Origin of the sequence: Staphylococcus sp. FSL W8-0304, from assembly GCF_038006565.1 — a bacterium.
Taxonomy (GTDB): domain Bacteria; phylum Bacillota; class Bacilli; order Staphylococcales; family Staphylococcaceae; genus Staphylococcus; species Staphylococcus epidermidis.
On the sequence record NZ_JBBOVL010000001.1, the window covers coordinates 1,030,434 to 1,046,551 of the forward strand.

14 protein-coding genes, 8 tRNA genes and 2 pseudogenes are annotated in these 16,118 nt (G+C 31.4%); 19 read left to right on the forward strand and 5 right to left on the reverse strand.

Annotated features, from left to right (window positions below; genetic code table 11):
• Window positions 1–110: 110 nt before the first annotated feature.
• From ecsA to NST35_RS04930, 3 genes are read left to right on the forward strand one after another with little or no spacing between them, the layout of a single operon-like run.
• A complete protein-coding gene (ecsA, locus tag NST35_RS04920; RefSeq protein ID WP_002457875.1) occupies window positions 111–851 on the forward strand; it encodes an ABC transporter ATP-binding protein EcsA in 741 nt (246 codons plus the stop codon).
• Window positions 844–2,067, forward strand: coding sequence for an ABC transporter permease EcsB (ecsB, locus tag NST35_RS04925; RefSeq protein ID WP_002457874.1), 1,224 nt, complete (start codon window positions 844–846; stop codon window positions 2,065–2,067). The genes ecsA and ecsB overlap by 8 nt, the downstream gene beginning before the upstream one ends.
• A gap of 58 nt (window positions 2,068–2,125) precedes the next feature.
• A complete protein-coding gene (locus tag NST35_RS04930) occupies window positions 2,126–2,743 on the forward strand; it encodes a CadD family cadmium resistance transporter (RefSeq protein ID WP_002446748.1) in 618 nt (205 codons plus the stop codon).
• Between the two features lie 435 nt (window positions 2,744–3,178).
• Here the strand turns inward: NST35_RS04930 and traP are convergent.
• Window positions 3,179–3,682: pseudogene (traP, locus tag NST35_RS04935) on the reverse strand (signal transduction protein TRAP).
• 291 nt (window positions 3,683–3,973) lie between these two features.
• Between traP and hemE the strand changes: the two are divergent.
• From hemE to NST35_RS04995, 12 genes are all read left to right on the forward strand, one after another.
• A complete protein-coding gene (gene hemE / locus NST35_RS04940; RefSeq protein ID WP_002446746.1) occupies window positions 3,974–5,035 on the forward strand; it encodes a uroporphyrinogen decarboxylase in 1,062 nt (353 codons plus the stop codon).
• Window positions 5,036–5,111: 76 nt separating this feature from the next.
• Window positions 5,112–6,035, forward strand: coding sequence for a ferrochelatase (hemH, locus tag NST35_RS04945; protein ID WP_002457872.1), 924 nt, complete (start codon window positions 5,112–5,114; stop codon window positions 6,033–6,035).
• A 139-nt stretch (window positions 6,036–6,174) separates the two neighbouring features.
• On the forward strand, window positions 6,175–7,572 hold the full coding sequence (gene hemY, locus NST35_RS04950) for a protoporphyrinogen oxidase (protein WP_002457871.1): 1,398 nt from the start codon (window positions 6,175–6,177) through the stop codon (window positions 7,570–7,572).
• 135 nt (window positions 7,573–7,707) lie between these two features.
• A complete protein-coding gene (locus tag NST35_RS04955; RefSeq protein ID WP_002457870.1) occupies window positions 7,708–8,262 on the forward strand; it encodes an RBBP9/YdeN family alpha/beta hydrolase in 555 nt (184 codons plus the stop codon).
• 314 nt (window positions 8,263–8,576) lie between these two features.
• Window positions 8,577–8,650: transfer RNA gene (locus tag NST35_RS04960), tRNA-Met, on the forward strand.
• Between the two features lie 14 nt (window positions 8,651–8,664).
• Window positions 8,665–8,740: transfer RNA gene (locus tag NST35_RS04965), tRNA-Asp, on the forward strand.
• A 10-nt stretch (window positions 8,741–8,750) separates the two neighbouring features.
• Window positions 8,751–8,823: transfer RNA gene (locus NST35_RS04970), tRNA-Phe, on the forward strand.
• Window positions 8,824–8,836: 13 nt separating this feature from the next.
• Window positions 8,837–8,912: transfer RNA gene (locus NST35_RS04975), tRNA-His, on the forward strand.
• A 17-nt stretch (window positions 8,913–8,929) separates the two neighbouring features.
• Window positions 8,930–9,003: transfer RNA gene (locus NST35_RS04980), tRNA-Gly, on the forward strand.
• Window positions 9,004–9,012: 9 nt separating this feature from the next.
• Window positions 9,013–9,087: transfer RNA gene (locus tag NST35_RS04985), tRNA-Asn, on the forward strand.
• A gap of 1 nt (window position 9,088) precedes the next feature.
• Window positions 9,089–9,160, forward strand: a tRNA-Glu gene (locus NST35_RS04990).
• Between the two features lie 53 nt (window positions 9,161–9,213).
• A tRNA-Ser gene (locus NST35_RS04995) sits at window positions 9,214–9,302 on the forward strand.
• A 208-nt stretch (window positions 9,303–9,510) separates the two neighbouring features.
• Here NST35_RS04995 and NST35_RS05000 read toward each other — a convergent pair.
• The 3 genes and pseudogenes from NST35_RS05000 to NST35_RS05010 all read right to left on the reverse strand — a co-directional run bounded on the left by NST35_RS05000 (window position 9,511) and on the right by NST35_RS05010 (window position 10,880).
• Window positions 9,511–9,645 carry a hypothetical protein gene (locus tag NST35_RS05000; protein ID WP_002446742.1) on the reverse strand — a complete coding sequence of 45 codons (135 nt, stop codon included), beginning with the start codon at window positions 9,643–9,645 and terminating at the stop codon, window positions 9,511–9,513.
• A 119-nt stretch (window positions 9,646–9,764) separates the two neighbouring features.
• A pseudogene (locus tag NST35_RS05005) lies at window positions 9,765–10,014 on the reverse strand (hypothetical protein).
• A gap of 200 nt (window positions 10,015–10,214) precedes the next feature.
• Window positions 10,215–10,880 carry an Ltp family lipoprotein gene (locus tag NST35_RS05010; protein WP_002446741.1) on the reverse strand — a complete coding sequence of 222 codons (666 nt, stop codon included), beginning with the start codon at window positions 10,878–10,880 and terminating at the stop codon, window positions 10,215–10,217.
• 1,233 nt (window positions 10,881–12,113) lie between these two features.
• On the opposite strand from NST35_RS05010, the gene menE reads away from it, so the two are divergent.
• Together menE and menC are read left to right on the forward strand one after the other, a co-directional pair.
• Window positions 12,114–13,538 (forward strand): o-succinylbenzoate--CoA ligase, encoded by a 1,425-nt coding sequence (menE, locus tag NST35_RS05015; RefSeq protein WP_002457868.1) that lies wholly within the window; start codon window positions 12,114–12,116, stop codon window positions 13,536–13,538.
• Window positions 13,528–14,529 (forward strand): o-succinylbenzoate synthase, encoded by a 1,002-nt coding sequence (gene menC, locus NST35_RS05020; RefSeq protein ID WP_032604475.1) that lies wholly within the window; start codon window positions 13,528–13,530, stop codon window positions 14,527–14,529. Before menE ends, menC begins: the two co-directional genes overlap by 11 nt.
• On the opposite strand, the gene yidD is transcribed toward menC, so the two are convergent.
• Complete coding sequence (gene yidD / locus NST35_RS05025; protein WP_002457867.1) at window positions 14,526–14,774, reverse strand: membrane protein insertion efficiency factor YidD; 249 nt, start codon at window positions 14,772–14,774, stop codon at window positions 14,526–14,528. The two genes, menC and yidD, sit on opposite strands and share 4 nt — an antisense overlap.
• A 70-nt stretch (window positions 14,775–14,844) precedes the next feature.
• Between yidD and ytkD the strand changes: the two genes are divergently transcribed.
• A complete protein-coding gene (gene ytkD, locus NST35_RS05030; protein WP_002457866.1) occupies window positions 14,845–15,312 on the forward strand; it encodes an RNA deprotection pyrophosphohydrolase in 468 nt (155 codons plus the stop codon).
• A complete protein-coding gene (locus NST35_RS05035) occupies window positions 15,299–16,084 on the forward strand; it encodes an alpha/beta hydrolase family protein (RefSeq protein WP_080009654.1) in 786 nt (261 codons plus the stop codon). Before ytkD ends, NST35_RS05035 begins: the two co-directional genes overlap by 14 nt.
• Window positions 16,085–16,118: the final 34 nt, after the last annotated feature.

A 16,118-nucleotide genomic window follows, 5' to 3' on the forward strand; every position in this document is an offset into this window, starting at 1 on the left:
AAATGTTTGTTCATATTATATCATTCATTTTTTAAAACTACATCATTGTAAAGATTATTTTTAGGTCTATATAATTTTTTTTGATACAATAAAGTCAATGGAGGTGCCTTATGACAGTAAAAGTTGAACATCTTACAGGCGGATATGGAAAAAAACCTGTAATTAAAGATTTGAATTTTGAATTAGAAAAAGGTGAAATTGTAGGTTTAATAGGTCTAAATGGTGCTGGGAAAAGTACTACAATTAAACATATGCTAGGATTGATTAATCCAATGGAAGGCAAATTATCAATTTCAAATATTAGAATTAATGAAGATATTGAAAATTATAGAAGAAAGTTATCTTATATACCTGAATCACCAGTCATCTATGATGAACTAACTTTAGAGGAGCACATTGAAATGACGGCGATGGCTTATCAATTAAGTAGAGAAGAGGCTATGCGTCGAGCTAAACCATTGCTTAAAGTTTTTAGATTAGAAAATGAACTTAAAGTATTTCCAAGTCATTTTTCTAAAGGAATGAAACAAAAAGTGATGATTATTTGTGCATTTATAGTTGATCCAGAATTATATATTATTGACGAACCTTTCCTCGGTTTAGATCCTTTGGGGATACAGTCTATGTTAGATTTAATGGTAGAAAAAAGAAATGAAAATCGAACAGTGTTAATGAGTACACATATTTTGGCTACAGCCGAAAGGTATTGTGATAGATTTATTATTTTGGATAAAGGTGAAATTGTTGCATTTGGTAATCTTGAAGAGTTACGGGAACAAACAGGATTAAAAGATAAAACTTTAGATGATATTTACATTCATGTCACGCAAGGTAGTAGTGCTTATGAATAACGAGGCGTTAACTTTGTTTAGAAAACGACAACACGCTATACGTAAGGAGAAAAACTATTATAATAAATTTATATTTAATGGTCACTTTACAGTTTTTCTACTTATACTATTAGGAGCATTTATATTTGGATATGGCGAATGGTTAAGTCACATTCCTCCTCAAATAGACTATGCACTATTTGCTAGTATAGCAATAGCTGTTGTTTCATTATTCCCAATTCGTACACTCATGAAAGAAGCGGACCAAATCTTCTTACTACCTTTTGAAAGACACATGAAAAATTATATTAAAGCAAGTCTGTTTTATAGTTATATTTCAAGAATCAGTTTACCATTCATTTTGCTAATCGTGTTCTTTCCATTGTTTTATAAATTAAGTCACAGTGATTATGGATTTTATATCGCATTTTCTATAAGTACATTGCTATATCCATATTTGGTATTACTCATCAAATGGCAATGGGTTAAATTAAATAAAAATGTGTTCATTATCAACTTATTATTATTTATACCTTTAGCAGTAACGCATTACATGATTTTAAAATTTCATAACTATTTAGCTTTTTTAATAATGATTTTATTATTTGTAATTTATTTAGTCCTAAAGAGTAGAGCGAATCACTATTTGCTTCCTTGGGAAAAAGTGATTGCAATTGAACAACAACACCACACAAATTATTATAAATTCGTTAATATGTTTACAGATGTAAAACACCTAAGAGAATCAGCAGTACGTCGTAGTTATCTTGATTTCTTACTACCCGTTCCTAAAGGCACTAAATTCAATGAGAATCGTATGTACTTATATTTATTTATAAGAAGTTTTGTCAGAGGACGCGATGCTTTTTCTATTATTTTAAGATTAGTTATTATCGCTTTGATATTAATGGTATGGTTATCACAACCAGTTGTTTCATTAATTATCGGTAGTTTGTTTATGTATATTATTTTATTACAGATGTCTCAATTTTATACGCAGCAAGCATACGGTTTATGGCCTCAAGTTTGGCCTGTATCTGATACAAAAGTAATTACAGGATATCAGCAATTTTTAAATCGCTTGATGATCATCATCGCTATTACATTTACGATTGTATATGTAATCAAACACCATGAATTATTCTTTTTTGCTGTATTATTCTTTATAGTAGGTTGGCTAACCATTCGAAATACAATTAAAAAATTAAAATATCAAGAAACATTATTACGTGACTAAATCAAATTTAGTTAGAGTAAACTTTATTTTAATTCAATATAGTCAAAAGAGGGATTGAATGTTTGAAACGATAACGACAGCCGCCATCCTGTATATTGCTACAGCGGTTGATTTATTAGTCATATTATTAATCTTTTTTGCAAGAGCAAACAATTATCAACAGTACAAAGATATTTATATTGGACAATATCTAGGGTCATTAACTTTAATTATTGTCAGTTTGTTTTTGGCTTATGTACTTAACTATGTACCAGATAAATGGATTTTAGGATTGCTTGGTCTTATACCAATTTATTTAGGAATTAAGGTTGCTATATTCGATGATTGTGAAGGGGAAAGAAGAGCTAAAGATGAACTAAATAAAAAAGGATTATCTGAGTTATCAAAATCTGTTGCAGTAGTCACACTAGCAAGTTGTGGTGCAGATAATATTGGATTATTTGTACCATATTTCACTACTATAAATAATTATGAATTAGTTATTACTTTAATCACATTTTTAATCTTAATTTTTATTCTTGTCTTTACCGCTCAAAAATTAGCTAATATACCTGGCCTAGGTGAAATCATTGAAAGGTTTAGTAGGTGGATAATGTCAATAGTCTATATTGGTTTAGGTCTATTCATTATCATTGAAAACGGAACAGTTCAAAAACTCTTTCATTTTGTTTTTTAATATAACGAGATTATATTACAACTATAAATCATTCGGTAACTTCCATAGTAAATATGGATGTTACTTTTTTAAATAAAAGTTGAGATGAGTTTGAGGATTAAATGGCCTCTAATTAAATCTATAGCTAAGAGGTTATACATCTTGGCTAAATTAAAGATAGAGTAAAATCGGAGTTTTAATCATTGTAAATGAGAATAAGTAAAAGTATTTAACTATATACAAAAAGATGCCTATGACCATGTGTGATGTCACAGGCATCTTGTCGTATAAACAATTGCCACAAATAGAAAAATGCACTTAGAAATTCTATAGAAAATGCAATTTGAAAGATATCTATCCACAGTTGAAATGTCTCTTAACATCAATCCTTATAATTAATAAGTAGACTAAATAACTGTGTTTAAAATTGTTGAATATATAATTTGTTTTAACTAATTAATGATCTTCTATTGGATATAAATATCTTTCAAAGTAACTGGAATGTTGACCACTAGCACCAAAGTATTGGCTCAATGCATCTTTTGAAAAGTTTTCCTTAAATATATTAGAAGCTTTGAAATCTTCATATGCTGTTCGATTTGCAAAACCAAAGTAAATTTTGTAGGTAGACCCCTCAGTTGGTTTTAATAAACGATAGCTTTTAAAACCACCAAAATTACTTAAAGGTACGTCTACGTGTAATAATTTTTTCTCTAACTGTTGACGATGGTCTTCAGATGTAGGAACAAAAATAGCACTATAAAAATGATGTTCGCTAAATTCACCTATGCTATCAATCACTTGATATGCACTAGGATGTTTTAAGATTGATTTTCACTCAGACTCTTCTAAGATTACTGAAGAATCATTAGTAGAAAATTGAAATAAACTACGTTCTTGATGATTAAGTTTAATTTGATTTAAAAAATGATAAGTCCCATAAGATGTATATAAATACATGGCTCATTCCTCCTTTGTTTTAATTTATTATACGAGCCTACTTTTCTATATACAAATAAAGTTGATTAATTTGTATAAAAAGTAACTTATTTTTAGATGTCAAATTAAGCAAAATCATAAATTATTTAATATTAGTCGTGTAATTTAATATCTATCCAACTTTTAGAAAATAAAAGATCTCTTATTAAAGAATTTTATCCACTTGATACAGTCAAATGTAGTATGTCTTTTTTGTGACATTTAAGCATATTAAAATACTTAATTAAGTACAATATGCTATCATTGGTAAGAATGATTCAATTGTGGGGGGACTCAAGGGTGCGCAGCAAAAACGATACAATTTTAAAAGCTATAAAAGGAGAAAGTACGTCACATACACCTGTTTGGTTTATGAGACAGGCTGGACGTTCTCAACCTGAGTATCGAAAATTAAAAGAAAAATATTCTCTATTTGAAATCACGCATCAACCGGAATTGTGTGCATATGTGACACATTTACCAGTAGATAATTATCAAACCGATGCGGCAGTATTGTATAAAGATATTATGACACCACTCAAACCAATTGGTGTAGATGTCGAAATTAAATCAGGGATAGGACCTGTAATTTCCAATCCTATTCAAACTGTTAAAGATGTAGAAAAGCTATCGCAAATAGATCCTAAAAGAGATGTCCCATATGTATTAGATACAATTAAGTTACTCACAGAAGAAAAACTTAATGTACCTTTAATAGGTTTTACAGGAGCACCATTTACTTTAGCATCTTATATGATTGAGGGGGGGCCTTCAAAAAATTATAATTTTACTAAAGCGATGATGTATAGAGATGAGGAAACATGGTTCGCTATAATGAACCATCTCGTCGACATTTCTATTGACTATGTTGTAGCACAAGTTGAAGCAGGAGCGGAAATCATTCAGATTTTTGATTCATGGGTTGGTGCACTTAATGTGAAGGACTATCGCTATTATATTAAGCCGGCCATGAATAAATTGATTTCTGGCATTAAAGCTTATTATGATGTACCTATCATTCTTTTTGGTGTCGGTGCAAGTCATTTAATTAATGAATGGAATGATTTACCGATAGATGTACTAGGGCTTGATTGGAGAACTTCAATAAAGCAAGCTGACAAAATGGGAGTAAATAAAGCAATTCAAGGTAATTTAGACCCGTCTTTACTGTTAGCTCCATGGGATGTCATAGAATCACGACTCAAAGACATTTTAAATCAAGGTTTAGATCGCGGAAAGCATATTTTCAATTTAGGTCACGGTGTATTTCCAGAAGTTAAACCAGAAACCTTGCGAAAAGTGACTGAATTTGTTCATAATTATACAGCGAAATAGTTTTTAAAGATTTGGTTAGATTCCAAACCTTACTTCATTGATTCAAATTAAAGATTTAAAAGGAAGGTTTTTATTAATGACTAAAACAATAGGCTTATTAGTAATGGCGTATGGCACACCATATAAAGAAAGCGATATAGAGCCTTATTACACTGATATTAGACGTGGAAAAAAACCAACTGAAGAAGAACTGCAAGATTTAAAGGATAGATATGAATTTATTGGTGGCCTTTCTCCTTTGGCAGGAACAACCGATCGTCAAGCGGAAGCATTACTTGACGCACTAAATAAAGAACGAGATGATGTGAATTTTAAACTTTATCTTGGATTAAAACATATATCTCCATATATTGAAGAAGCAGTAGAACAAATGCATAATGATGGAATTAAAGAAGCAGTAACAGTTGTACTTGCACCTCATTATTCTAGTTTTTCTGTTGGCTCTTATGATCAACGTGCTCAAGAAAAAGCAGATGAATATGGTATCCAGTTAACACATATTAAACACTATTATCAACAGCCAAAATTTATTAAATATTGGACAGAAAAAATTAATGAAACATTAGAACAAATACCTAGTCAAGAACATGATGAGACTGTATTAGTAGTTTCTGCACATAGTTTACCAAAAGGTTTAATTGAAAGAAATAATGATCCATATCCTCATGAATTGCATGAAACAGCGGAAATTCTTAAACAGGAATCTAATATTATCCATGTTGCTGAAGGGTGGCAATCAGAGGGTAATACTGGAACACCTTGGTTAGGTCCAGATGTCCAAGATTTAACTCGTGATTTATATAAGGAGCATCAGTATAAGCACTTTATCTATACGCCAGTCGGTTTTGTTTGTGAACATTTAGAGGTGCTTTATGATAATGATTATGAATGTAAAGTGGTTTGTGACGATATTGGGGTAAATTACTATCGTCCAGAAATGCCTAACACACATCCATTATTTATCGGTGCTATTGTTGACGAAATTCAATCACATATATAAATGAGTCTGTCATCCAAACCTATTAAACAAAACAATTCCTCCATTTAATAGGGGGAATTGTTTTTATACTTTTTTTAGAACCAGTATATAGCGTATTTTAATAAATTTTTAAGCAATTCTGAAAGGGAGCGTGAGAAAAGTGAGTAAGAAAGTGGCAATTATTGGAGCGGGAATCACTGGTTTATCTAGCGCATATTTCATAAAAAAACAAGACCCTTCTATTGAAGTAACTATTTTCGAAGCCTCAAATAGAGTAGGTGGAAAGATTCAAACATATAGATCAGATGGTTACACAATTGAGTTAGGCCCTGAGTCTTATTTAGGTCGTAAGACAATTATGACTGATGTGGCAAAAGATATTGGATTAGAAAATGACCTTATTACAAATACTACTGGTCAATCTTATATTTTTGCTAAAAATAAATTATATCCTATTCCTGGTGGCTCAATTATGGGAATTCCTACAGATATTAAACCATTTATTAAAACAAGACTCATTTCACCTATTGGTAAATTAAGAGCGGGACTTGATTTGTTTAAAAAACCGATAGAAATTGAAAATGATATTTCTGTTGGTAGTTTCTTTAGACAACGATTAGGTAATGAAGTATTAGAGAACTTAATTGAACCACTAATGGGTGGTATTTATGGTACTGATATTGATCAATTGAGCTTAATGAGTACATTTCCTAATTTTAAAGAAAAAGAGGAACAATTTGGTAGTTTAATTAAAGGAATGAAAGATGAAAAAGAACAACGTATTAAGAAACGTCAATTATATCCAGGTGCTCCTAAAGGACAATTCAAACAGTTTAGACATGGTTTGAGTTCTTTTATAGAGGCCCTTGTTAAAGATATTGAAAGTAAAGGTGTCCACATACGATATAACACGCCAGTCAAAGATATATTGATTTCGCAAAAGGATTATGAAATTTTATTAGAAGATGACACTAAAGAGAAATTTAATGGCTTACTTGTAACTACGCCACATCAAGTATTTTTGAATTGGTTTAGTCACGATCCTGCATTTGATTATTTTAAGAACATGGATTCTACTACTGTCGCAACAGTTGTTTTAGCGTTTGATGAGAAAAATATTACCAATACGTACGATGGAACTGGCTTTGTTATTGCAAGAACAAGTCAAACGGATATTACTGCATGTACTTGGACATCAAAGAAATGGCCATTTACTACTCCAGAAGGTAAAGTTTTAATTCGAGCATATATAGGAAAACCAGGTGATACTGTAGTAGATGATCACACCGATGAAGAAATAGTATCAATTGTTAGAAAAGACTTAAGCCAAATGATGACCATCTCAGGGAATCCTGATTTTACAATTGTAAATCGGTTACCTAAGAGTATGCCCCAATACCACGTGGGTCATATTAAAATGATTAAAGAAATTCAACAACATATTAAAACAACTTATCCTAGATTACGTGTTACAGGGGCACCGTTTGAAGCTGTTGGTTTACCAGACTGCATACAACAAGGAAAGAATGCAGTTGAGGAAATATTAGAAGAGTTATAATAGTATAATGACACTTTAATTAGAAGAATGTAATAAGTTAGATTTACGCTATAAATATAAGGCAATGAAACTTATTCGATTTCTTTTTAAAGTGTTTTTATTTACAATAGAATTAATAAAGGAGTGAGGGGAAAGATGACAGACATTATTATTGTACACTCAAAACATGGTAATTCTAAAAATCATTGGTATGAATGGTTAAGGCATAATTTAACTTTGGAAGGGTATAATGTTTCTTTATTCAATCTTGAAGCAAATGATCATGCACAAATTGATGAGTGGGTTAATGAAATGAGACAACAACTACATATCCGTAAAAAAGATACATATTTTGTGACCCACGGATTTGGCTCAATCGCTGCCTTAAAATTTCTTGAAGAAACGCATCATCACATTGAAGGTTTCTTTAGTATTGCAGGATTTAAAGAAGATGCACAAGATATAGACGAAGATGTAGATTTAAAAGGGGTAACCATCGATTACGATAAAATAAAAGAACAAGTAGATAAATTTTATGGACTCACGTCTAAAGATGATCAATATGTTTCATACAAGGAAACACAAAGGCTGATGAATACACTTAATGGACATACACGTGTAGTAGAAGATGGAGGACACTTTTTAGAAGAGGAAGGTTTTGTAACATTTACTTCTTTAATTAACAGAATGCAAGGATATATGACTAGGTAGGATGTTTACACATCTATCCTAGTCTATACTTGCAAACATTAAATATTATTGAAAACATTTCATATCATTTAGTAATTAAAATTATAAAATGATATATGAAGTATTTTTTTACACAAATAAATCGAAAAACGATATTGACTATTATGTCTTAAGTTAATATACTTAATAGGTAATTGTTTAGAGGGCATTAAACCTTAAGTGTTACATGTTTTCTTTAATACCATTTAAAGAAATTGTTAAAATAAATTAAATAAAGTATTGACATCATTAATAATTTAATGATATGATTAATGGGTAGTCAAAAATAATATTAGCGCGGGATGGAGCAGTTCGGTAGCTCGTCGGGCTCATAACCCGAAGGTCGGTGGTTCAAATCCGCCTCCCGCAATACATGTTTTATTAGGTCTCGTAGTGTAGCGGTTAACACGCCTGCCTGTCACGCAGGAGATCGCGGGTTCGATTCCCGTCGAGACCGCCATTACAATTATGGTTCAGTAGCTCAGTTGGTAGAGCAATGGATTGAAGCTCCATGTGTCGGCAGTTCGACTCTGTCCTGAACCATTCACCATTTTTGGCGGTTGTGGCGAAGTGGTTAACGCATCGGATTGTGGTTCCGACACTCGAGGGTTCGATTCCCTTCAACCGCCCCATAATCGTATTTCATTAAGCGGGTGTAGTTTAATGGCAAAACCTCAGCCTTCCAAGCTGATGTTGTGGGTTCGATTCCCATCACCCGCTCCATTTTATTTATCCACAGTAGCTCAGTGGTAGAGCTATCGGCTGTTAACCGATCGGTCGTAGGTTCGAATCCTACCTGTGGAGCCATGGCTCCTTGGTCAAGCGGTTAAGACACCGCCCTTTCACGGCGGTAACACGGGTTCGAGTCCCGTAGGAGTCATACAAACAGAAGTGAAATATCGCTTCTGTTTTTTTATTACTATATTCTAGCATGGAGAGTTGTCCGAGTTGGCCGAAGGAGCACGCCTGGAAAGTGTGTAGGCGTCACAAGCGTCTCGAGGGTTCGAATCCCTCACTCTCCGTAAAACAGTAAAAATTAGTAAGCATTAGTTTTACTGATTTACGTTAGAACGTTGTTATATCAACGTTCTTTTTTATTTTTGGCAGAAATCTGTAATAGTCTGTTTAAAACATTTTGTATATGTTTCATATCTTTTCTAGCAATTGAAATGATTTTATTAGCTGATTTTGTCATAGTACTTCTTAAATGAATAGTAATATTGATATAATCTAAATCGTTGTATTGTAATTTTGTACCTCTCCAAAAGGTCCACCTGCAACTATAAGTATAAAAATAGCTAAATATGATAATTCATTTTTACAAGTTGAGAATAATTTTAATTTCCTGTATTCAGTTAAAGACATGAATTTATCTTCTTCTTTTTTTGTAGGTTTCTTTTCATAGATAGGGGCGTTCCAAGTTGGATCACTTTCAATTATTTCCTCATTTAACGCATCTTTAAAAGCTTATGAATAGCAATTATTTAATTTTTGAACACTTGCTTTCGTATGTCTTTTTTTATGTCCACCAATAAAGTGACTTTCTGCATACTCTTTTAACATTTCTCTATATTTGAGTTGTGAAAAATCTTTAATAGCTGTATTGCCAAACTTTTCATCAAAGATATTTAATGCATTATAATAACGGTTTAAAGTTAATTGTGATATTTTGTACTCTTTATTAATTTTTATCTAATCTTGAAAGTATTCTAGAAACGGTGTGTCAGACGAAATGAGTTAATTCTAATTTATTTCATTGTATTTAAGTTGCATTGCCTTATACGTTACTTTTTAGTTTTATAACCTCTTTTACGAGAGCTCTTATTTTACATCTAAAATCATAAGACCATGTTATATTAATTTTTGCACATTCATTCTCATTGTTTTACTCTTGATGTTAAAAAATAGGACGAGAAAGTTACTCGTCCGTAAACTTAATTATCCAAATGCTCAATAGCATATTTTGCTTCTGATTCTGTAAATTTTTCACCGTAGTTAGACACCAAAAGATCGTAAATTGAGTCATTAGACATATGCATATCTTTGGCATATGATTTTGCTTTCTCAAGTGCATTCTTTTCATAATCAGCCTCTAGATGATCTATAGCATATTGTGCATCTTCTTTATCAAATTTTTCTCCATATTCAGATGTTAAAATATCATAAATTCCTAGTTTAGACATGTGGAAATCATCAGAATATGACTTTGCCTTTTCAAGTGCAGAGTTCTCCAATCGTGTTGCAGATTCATTTTCTTTTGCAGGTTCTTTAGTATTTTCTTTGGTGGAGTCATAATTAGTTTTTGTTTCTTCTACTGCAGCTTTATGATTTAGCTCGTCTTTATCATTTACAGTATTCTCTGTAGTTTCTTTAGTTTCGTTATTTGAAATTGATGTTGCTGGTACAATCATTTGTAGATTACCATAATAGGTAATGCTTGCTAATACGATAACTGAAATTGCAACAGTAATGATTGTTCTTGCAATAGATGGCCACTTGCTAAATTTCCACATGAGAAATAAACCTAGTGGAAAAATGAACAAAAGTGATAAAACTATAAACCACTCTTGTTTGTACCATGATGTCGTTTCTTGTTGCATAAAACGTCCTCCTGTGTATCTATTTGATGAAAAGTAGCAGGTTTAATTTTTAATATATTGAAAAAAGCAAATTTGTATATTTAAGGTTATAGAATCACATTGTTAGAAATAAATGTGTAGTAGGTAAGTTAAAGTAATTACTCAAGTCTTGAAGTGTTTTGCAATCGTGAGCGTTGATTGCTTTTTCAATTTGATTTAAAGAGATAAGTGCGTTAGTTTTATTACTTTTTACATAGTAAGTTTTGATGTCTTCTTTCACATAAGAACTTGATGATAATCTACTGTTAACATATAATTCACTACCTAAAATGGCTCATTCTAATTCAATATATTTAATATCTATACCATCAATCAACTCCTTATATTGATGCATAATTCTTATTCCTTATCAATTTTTTAGAAATTGTATATATTTTATATATAACATCAACGCCTATATGAAACCTTAAATTATGCATAATTTTATTTATAAAAAAAAGAGACTTAATCATACTAAAGTGTAAATTAGTAATATAAGCGTCTCTCTTTATTTATCGCTATTTTTCTTTTGTTTTTATTAATCCATAAAAGCTATAATTTCTCTCATTTCATCTTCAGTAACATCAGGTGTAATATAAGAGATAATTTGATTGTTTTTCATTATGAAGTTTTATTCTGTTAATTTAGAAACATTAAACATTATCAGTTACAGTTTAAATTCTCTTTATTCCTATTGGAATGTTAGAATGAGTGAATTTTATAGCTTCATCTATTTCTCTTCAATCTATACTTTTAATATTCGTTGAGATATCTCGGAAAAATTATCTAACAATTTCGGTACTCATATAAGACCCCATATTGTTATATAAAGTAATTTAAAAATATCACAAATTAATCGGTGTTACAATATTATTTAAATGAAATATATTAAATAATGAATTCATGAGGTGGTTCTTTTTGAAAAGAGAACGATTCTTATAAAAATGTATATATAGCTAATAATAGAATGATTGATGAAAATAAATAGAGTACATTATTAGTTGAAATGTGATAATGAAAGTTGCGTAGGTTACTAACTTAAAAGCATGACTATATTAAAGACTTATAGATGACGCATGTAGTCCACATTTTCAATAGGGGATTGACTTTTAAACATATTACTTTAAGTTGAAAATAACATATTAAGCTCAACTACTGATATTTAATAAGCAAGTAGGTATAATTATACGTGTATATAATTTGGAGGAATGCATTGTGAATTTTTGGTTACAAGAACAAGCTCAATCAAATGGAAATCGATTGGCGATTGTTACAAATCAGTTATCTTTAACGTACGAAGAATTATATCATCGTGCAAAAGCAATCGCGCAATATTTAACTTCTTTAAATCAGAAAAGGATTGGTTTATATATAAGCAATGATATTGATTCAGTTGTTTTGATTCATGCTTGTTGGTTAGCTCATATTGAAATAGCTATGATAAATACACGTTTAACGCGACATGAGATGATAAATCAAATGAATTCAGTCGACATAACAACGATTGTACACACGTTGCCTTTAGAATTAGAAGGGTTTAATTTATATCATTTTAATGATTTAACACAATTAGGTAAATGTGATGTTTCAAGTTACAAATTTAATTTAGAATCGATTGCATCAATTATGTTTACGTCTGGAACGACGGGACCTCAAAAAGCTGTGCCTCAAACGTTTAATAATCATTTAGCAAGTGCTATAGGCTGTAAACATAGTTTAGGATTCGAACAAGATACTGTGTGGCTTTCGGTCTTACCTATATATCATATTTCTGGGCTCAGTGTTATTTTACGCGCAGTGATAGAAGGATTCACTGTCAGACTTGTTAAAAAGTTTCAAACTGATGATATGTTAACACAAATCAAGACTTATCCAATCACCCACATGTCTCTTGTTCCACAAACGTTAAAGTGGTTAATGGATGCAGGATTGACTCAACCATTTTCTTTAGAAAAAATTCTGCTAGGTGGTGCTAAATTATCACCACAATTAATTGAGCAAGCATTGACTTACCGTTTACCTGTATATAATTCTTTTGGTATGACAGAAACTTGCTCTCAGTTTCTAACAGCTTCACCTCAAATGTTAAAAGAACGTTTCGATACTGTTGGAAAACCAAGTGAAAATGTCGAAGTGAAAATAAAAAATCCCAACGTATATGGCCATGGAGAGTTATTAATTAAAGGTGAAAATGTGATGAATGGTTATTTATACCCCAAAGATTTAAAAGACACATTTGATAATGATGGTTTTTTTCAAACTGGAGATATAGCTGAAATAGATGATGAGGGTTATGTCATGATATATGATCGGCGCAAAGATTTGATTATAAGTGGCGGAGAGAATATTTACCCTTACCAAATTGAAACAATAGCAAAAGACTTTGAAGGTATTGAAGATGCCGTATGTGTAGGAATATCAGATGATACTTGGGGGCAAGTACCAATATTATATTATGTGACAAATCAAGATATTAATCGTAATGAATTAATAGAACATTTTGAAAATCATGTAGCTAGATATAAAATTCCTAAAAAATATTATCAGGTGGAATCTTTACCTTATACATCGACAGGTAAATTACAACGTAAAAAGGTCAAAAGTGAAGACTTGAATGAGGGAAAGAATAATGAAAGTTAAGGCAATCAATCTATATACTTATAAGGAACCTTTTAAATCACCAATTTCAACACCGAAAGTGAAGTTAACGCATCGAGAAAGTTTGTTTACGGAAATAGTAACTTATAGTGGAGAAATTTATTATGGAGAGTGTAATGCATTTTCAACTAATTGGTATGACAAAGAAACAATACTCACAGTCGCAAATAGATTAAGAAAGTGGATACCACAAGTACTTCATCGAGATATGGCATCTTTTGATTCATGGTTACCTTACCTCAATCAAATGAATGATGCACCAGCTGCTCGATCAATGGTTGTCATGGCTGTTTATCAAATGTATAACGATCTGCATGATTTTGAAGTACAATATGGTGCTACAGTTAGTGGCTTAACTAATAGTCAAATTGAAACATTATTAGAAACAAGACCGAAACGTATTAAACTTAAATGGTCAACATCACTTATCAAAGACCTTGAAACTATACGTTTATTAAATCTTGAGTGTGATATTGCAATAGATGCAAATGAATCATTAACAAAGCCAGCATTTTTACAATTAGCCAATGAAAAAACATCAGATATTATATATATTGAAGAACCTTTTAAAATTCTAGAAGATTTAAATGATATTGATATGTCTATTTTTCCTAGAATTGCCATCGATGAAAAGGCACTTTCTATAGAAAAAATACAATCAATAATTCAACAATATCCCATACAAGTCGTCGTGTTAAAACCATTTAGACTTGGAGGAATAGATAGAATGTTAGACGCCATGAAAATTTTGAAAGAAAAAAATATAAGGTTTGTAGTTGGGGGCATGTATGAGTTTGGTCTAAGTAGATATTTTACAGCAATGTTAGCTAAAGAAGGAAATTATCCGGGTGATATAACGCCACACGGTTATTATTTTGCTAATGATATCGTAGAAACATGTGGCATATTAAAAGAGGGAATGATTTATTTCACTCCCCCTAAAGTCAAGCGTTCTTTACTTAACAAAGTTTAATGATGATGTGTGGTCTTAGAATTTTTATCTTTTTTTAATGGAACAGGGTCAAAGCCACCTTTATGCAATGGATGACACTTAAGTATGCGCCTTACACCGAGATAAAGTCCCTTTAGAGCACCATGGTATTCGATGGCTTCTCTAGTGTATTGTGAACATGTTGGATAAAATCGACATGTTGGGGGTGTAAGTGGCGAAATAAAACGTTGATAAAATACAACTAGAGATAACAATATTTTTTTCAACATTGATAAAGGCCTCCAAATAAATATTTGATAAATATATTTTAACATAGGATGAGAGGAAGTGAGGAACGTGGAGTTTGAGGATAAAGATGGAAGGGTTGTAACATTGAACTATAAAAATGAAAATGATATGCCAAATGGTAATCACGTTCTTGCAATTCCTGTATACAATAGTCAGTTATTATTTACACACCATCAACAACGTGGGATAGAGTTTCCTGGTGGTAAAGTTGAAATAAACGAACAAAGTAAAGAAGCAGTAATTAGAGAGTTATACGAAGAGACGGGTGCAATCGCAAAATTTATCTACTATTTTGCACAGTATCGTATAAAAACGGAGCATGGTGAGCCGTTTATTAAGGACGTTTACTTCGTTGAAGTAAGTCATTTGGAATATGTAGATACCTATTACGAGACTTTAGGCCCTTGTCTTTATCATCATATTAATGATATTCCTTTAAATAAAAGAAGTTTTTTAATCAATGATAAGGCGATTCTTCATTGTTTGGAAAGGGTGAGAGCACTTGGATTTTATTAAGGAAAAGCGCATGCCAATCGAATATGAAACTCATTTTTTTAATGAAGTAACATATATTGTAGATTATTTAAAAGTTAAGGCTTTGATGATGATTCCGAAAAGCAAAAAAGATATCAAACGTATTGTTATATACTTAAGAGGTGGTAAAGGGCAAGTTGGAAGAGTGAGAGCCGCAAGACTTATGCAATTTGCAAATGAACATACCTTAGTTATAGGTCCATACTATAGAGGAAATAATGGAAGTGAAGGAAGAGATGAATTTTACCGTGGTGATTTAAATGATGTAACGCATTTGATTCGACTTTTAAATCAAAACTATCCTTCTGCATTTATACATATGGTAGGATTTTCGCGTGGAGGTCTACAGGGATTACTTACTTTTAATGATTTGCCTGTAGATAGTTATATGATTTGGGGTGGCGTATCTGATATACATTTAATGTATGAAGAACGAGTTGATTTGAGAGGGATGTTACGACGAATGGTTGGACATCCAAAAAAAGATACGAAAGCTTATAAGAGCAGAGATGCAATGCAATTTATAAAAAAAGATAGTCCTCCTATTCTCATTATTCATGGTGGCAAAGATATTCAAGTTGGAATACACCAAGCTTATTATTTAGAAAAAAAATTAAAATCCAAAGGAACCTATTATCAAACCTATTATCAATTGGATGAAGGTCATGTACCACGACCTGCTGCGATGAAAGATGTAATTCAATATATACATCAATGGATGAACGACGTCGAAAATAAAAATTTAAGTGCCTGAGGTATTGAAAGCTTTCTCAGGCACAATGCTTTTA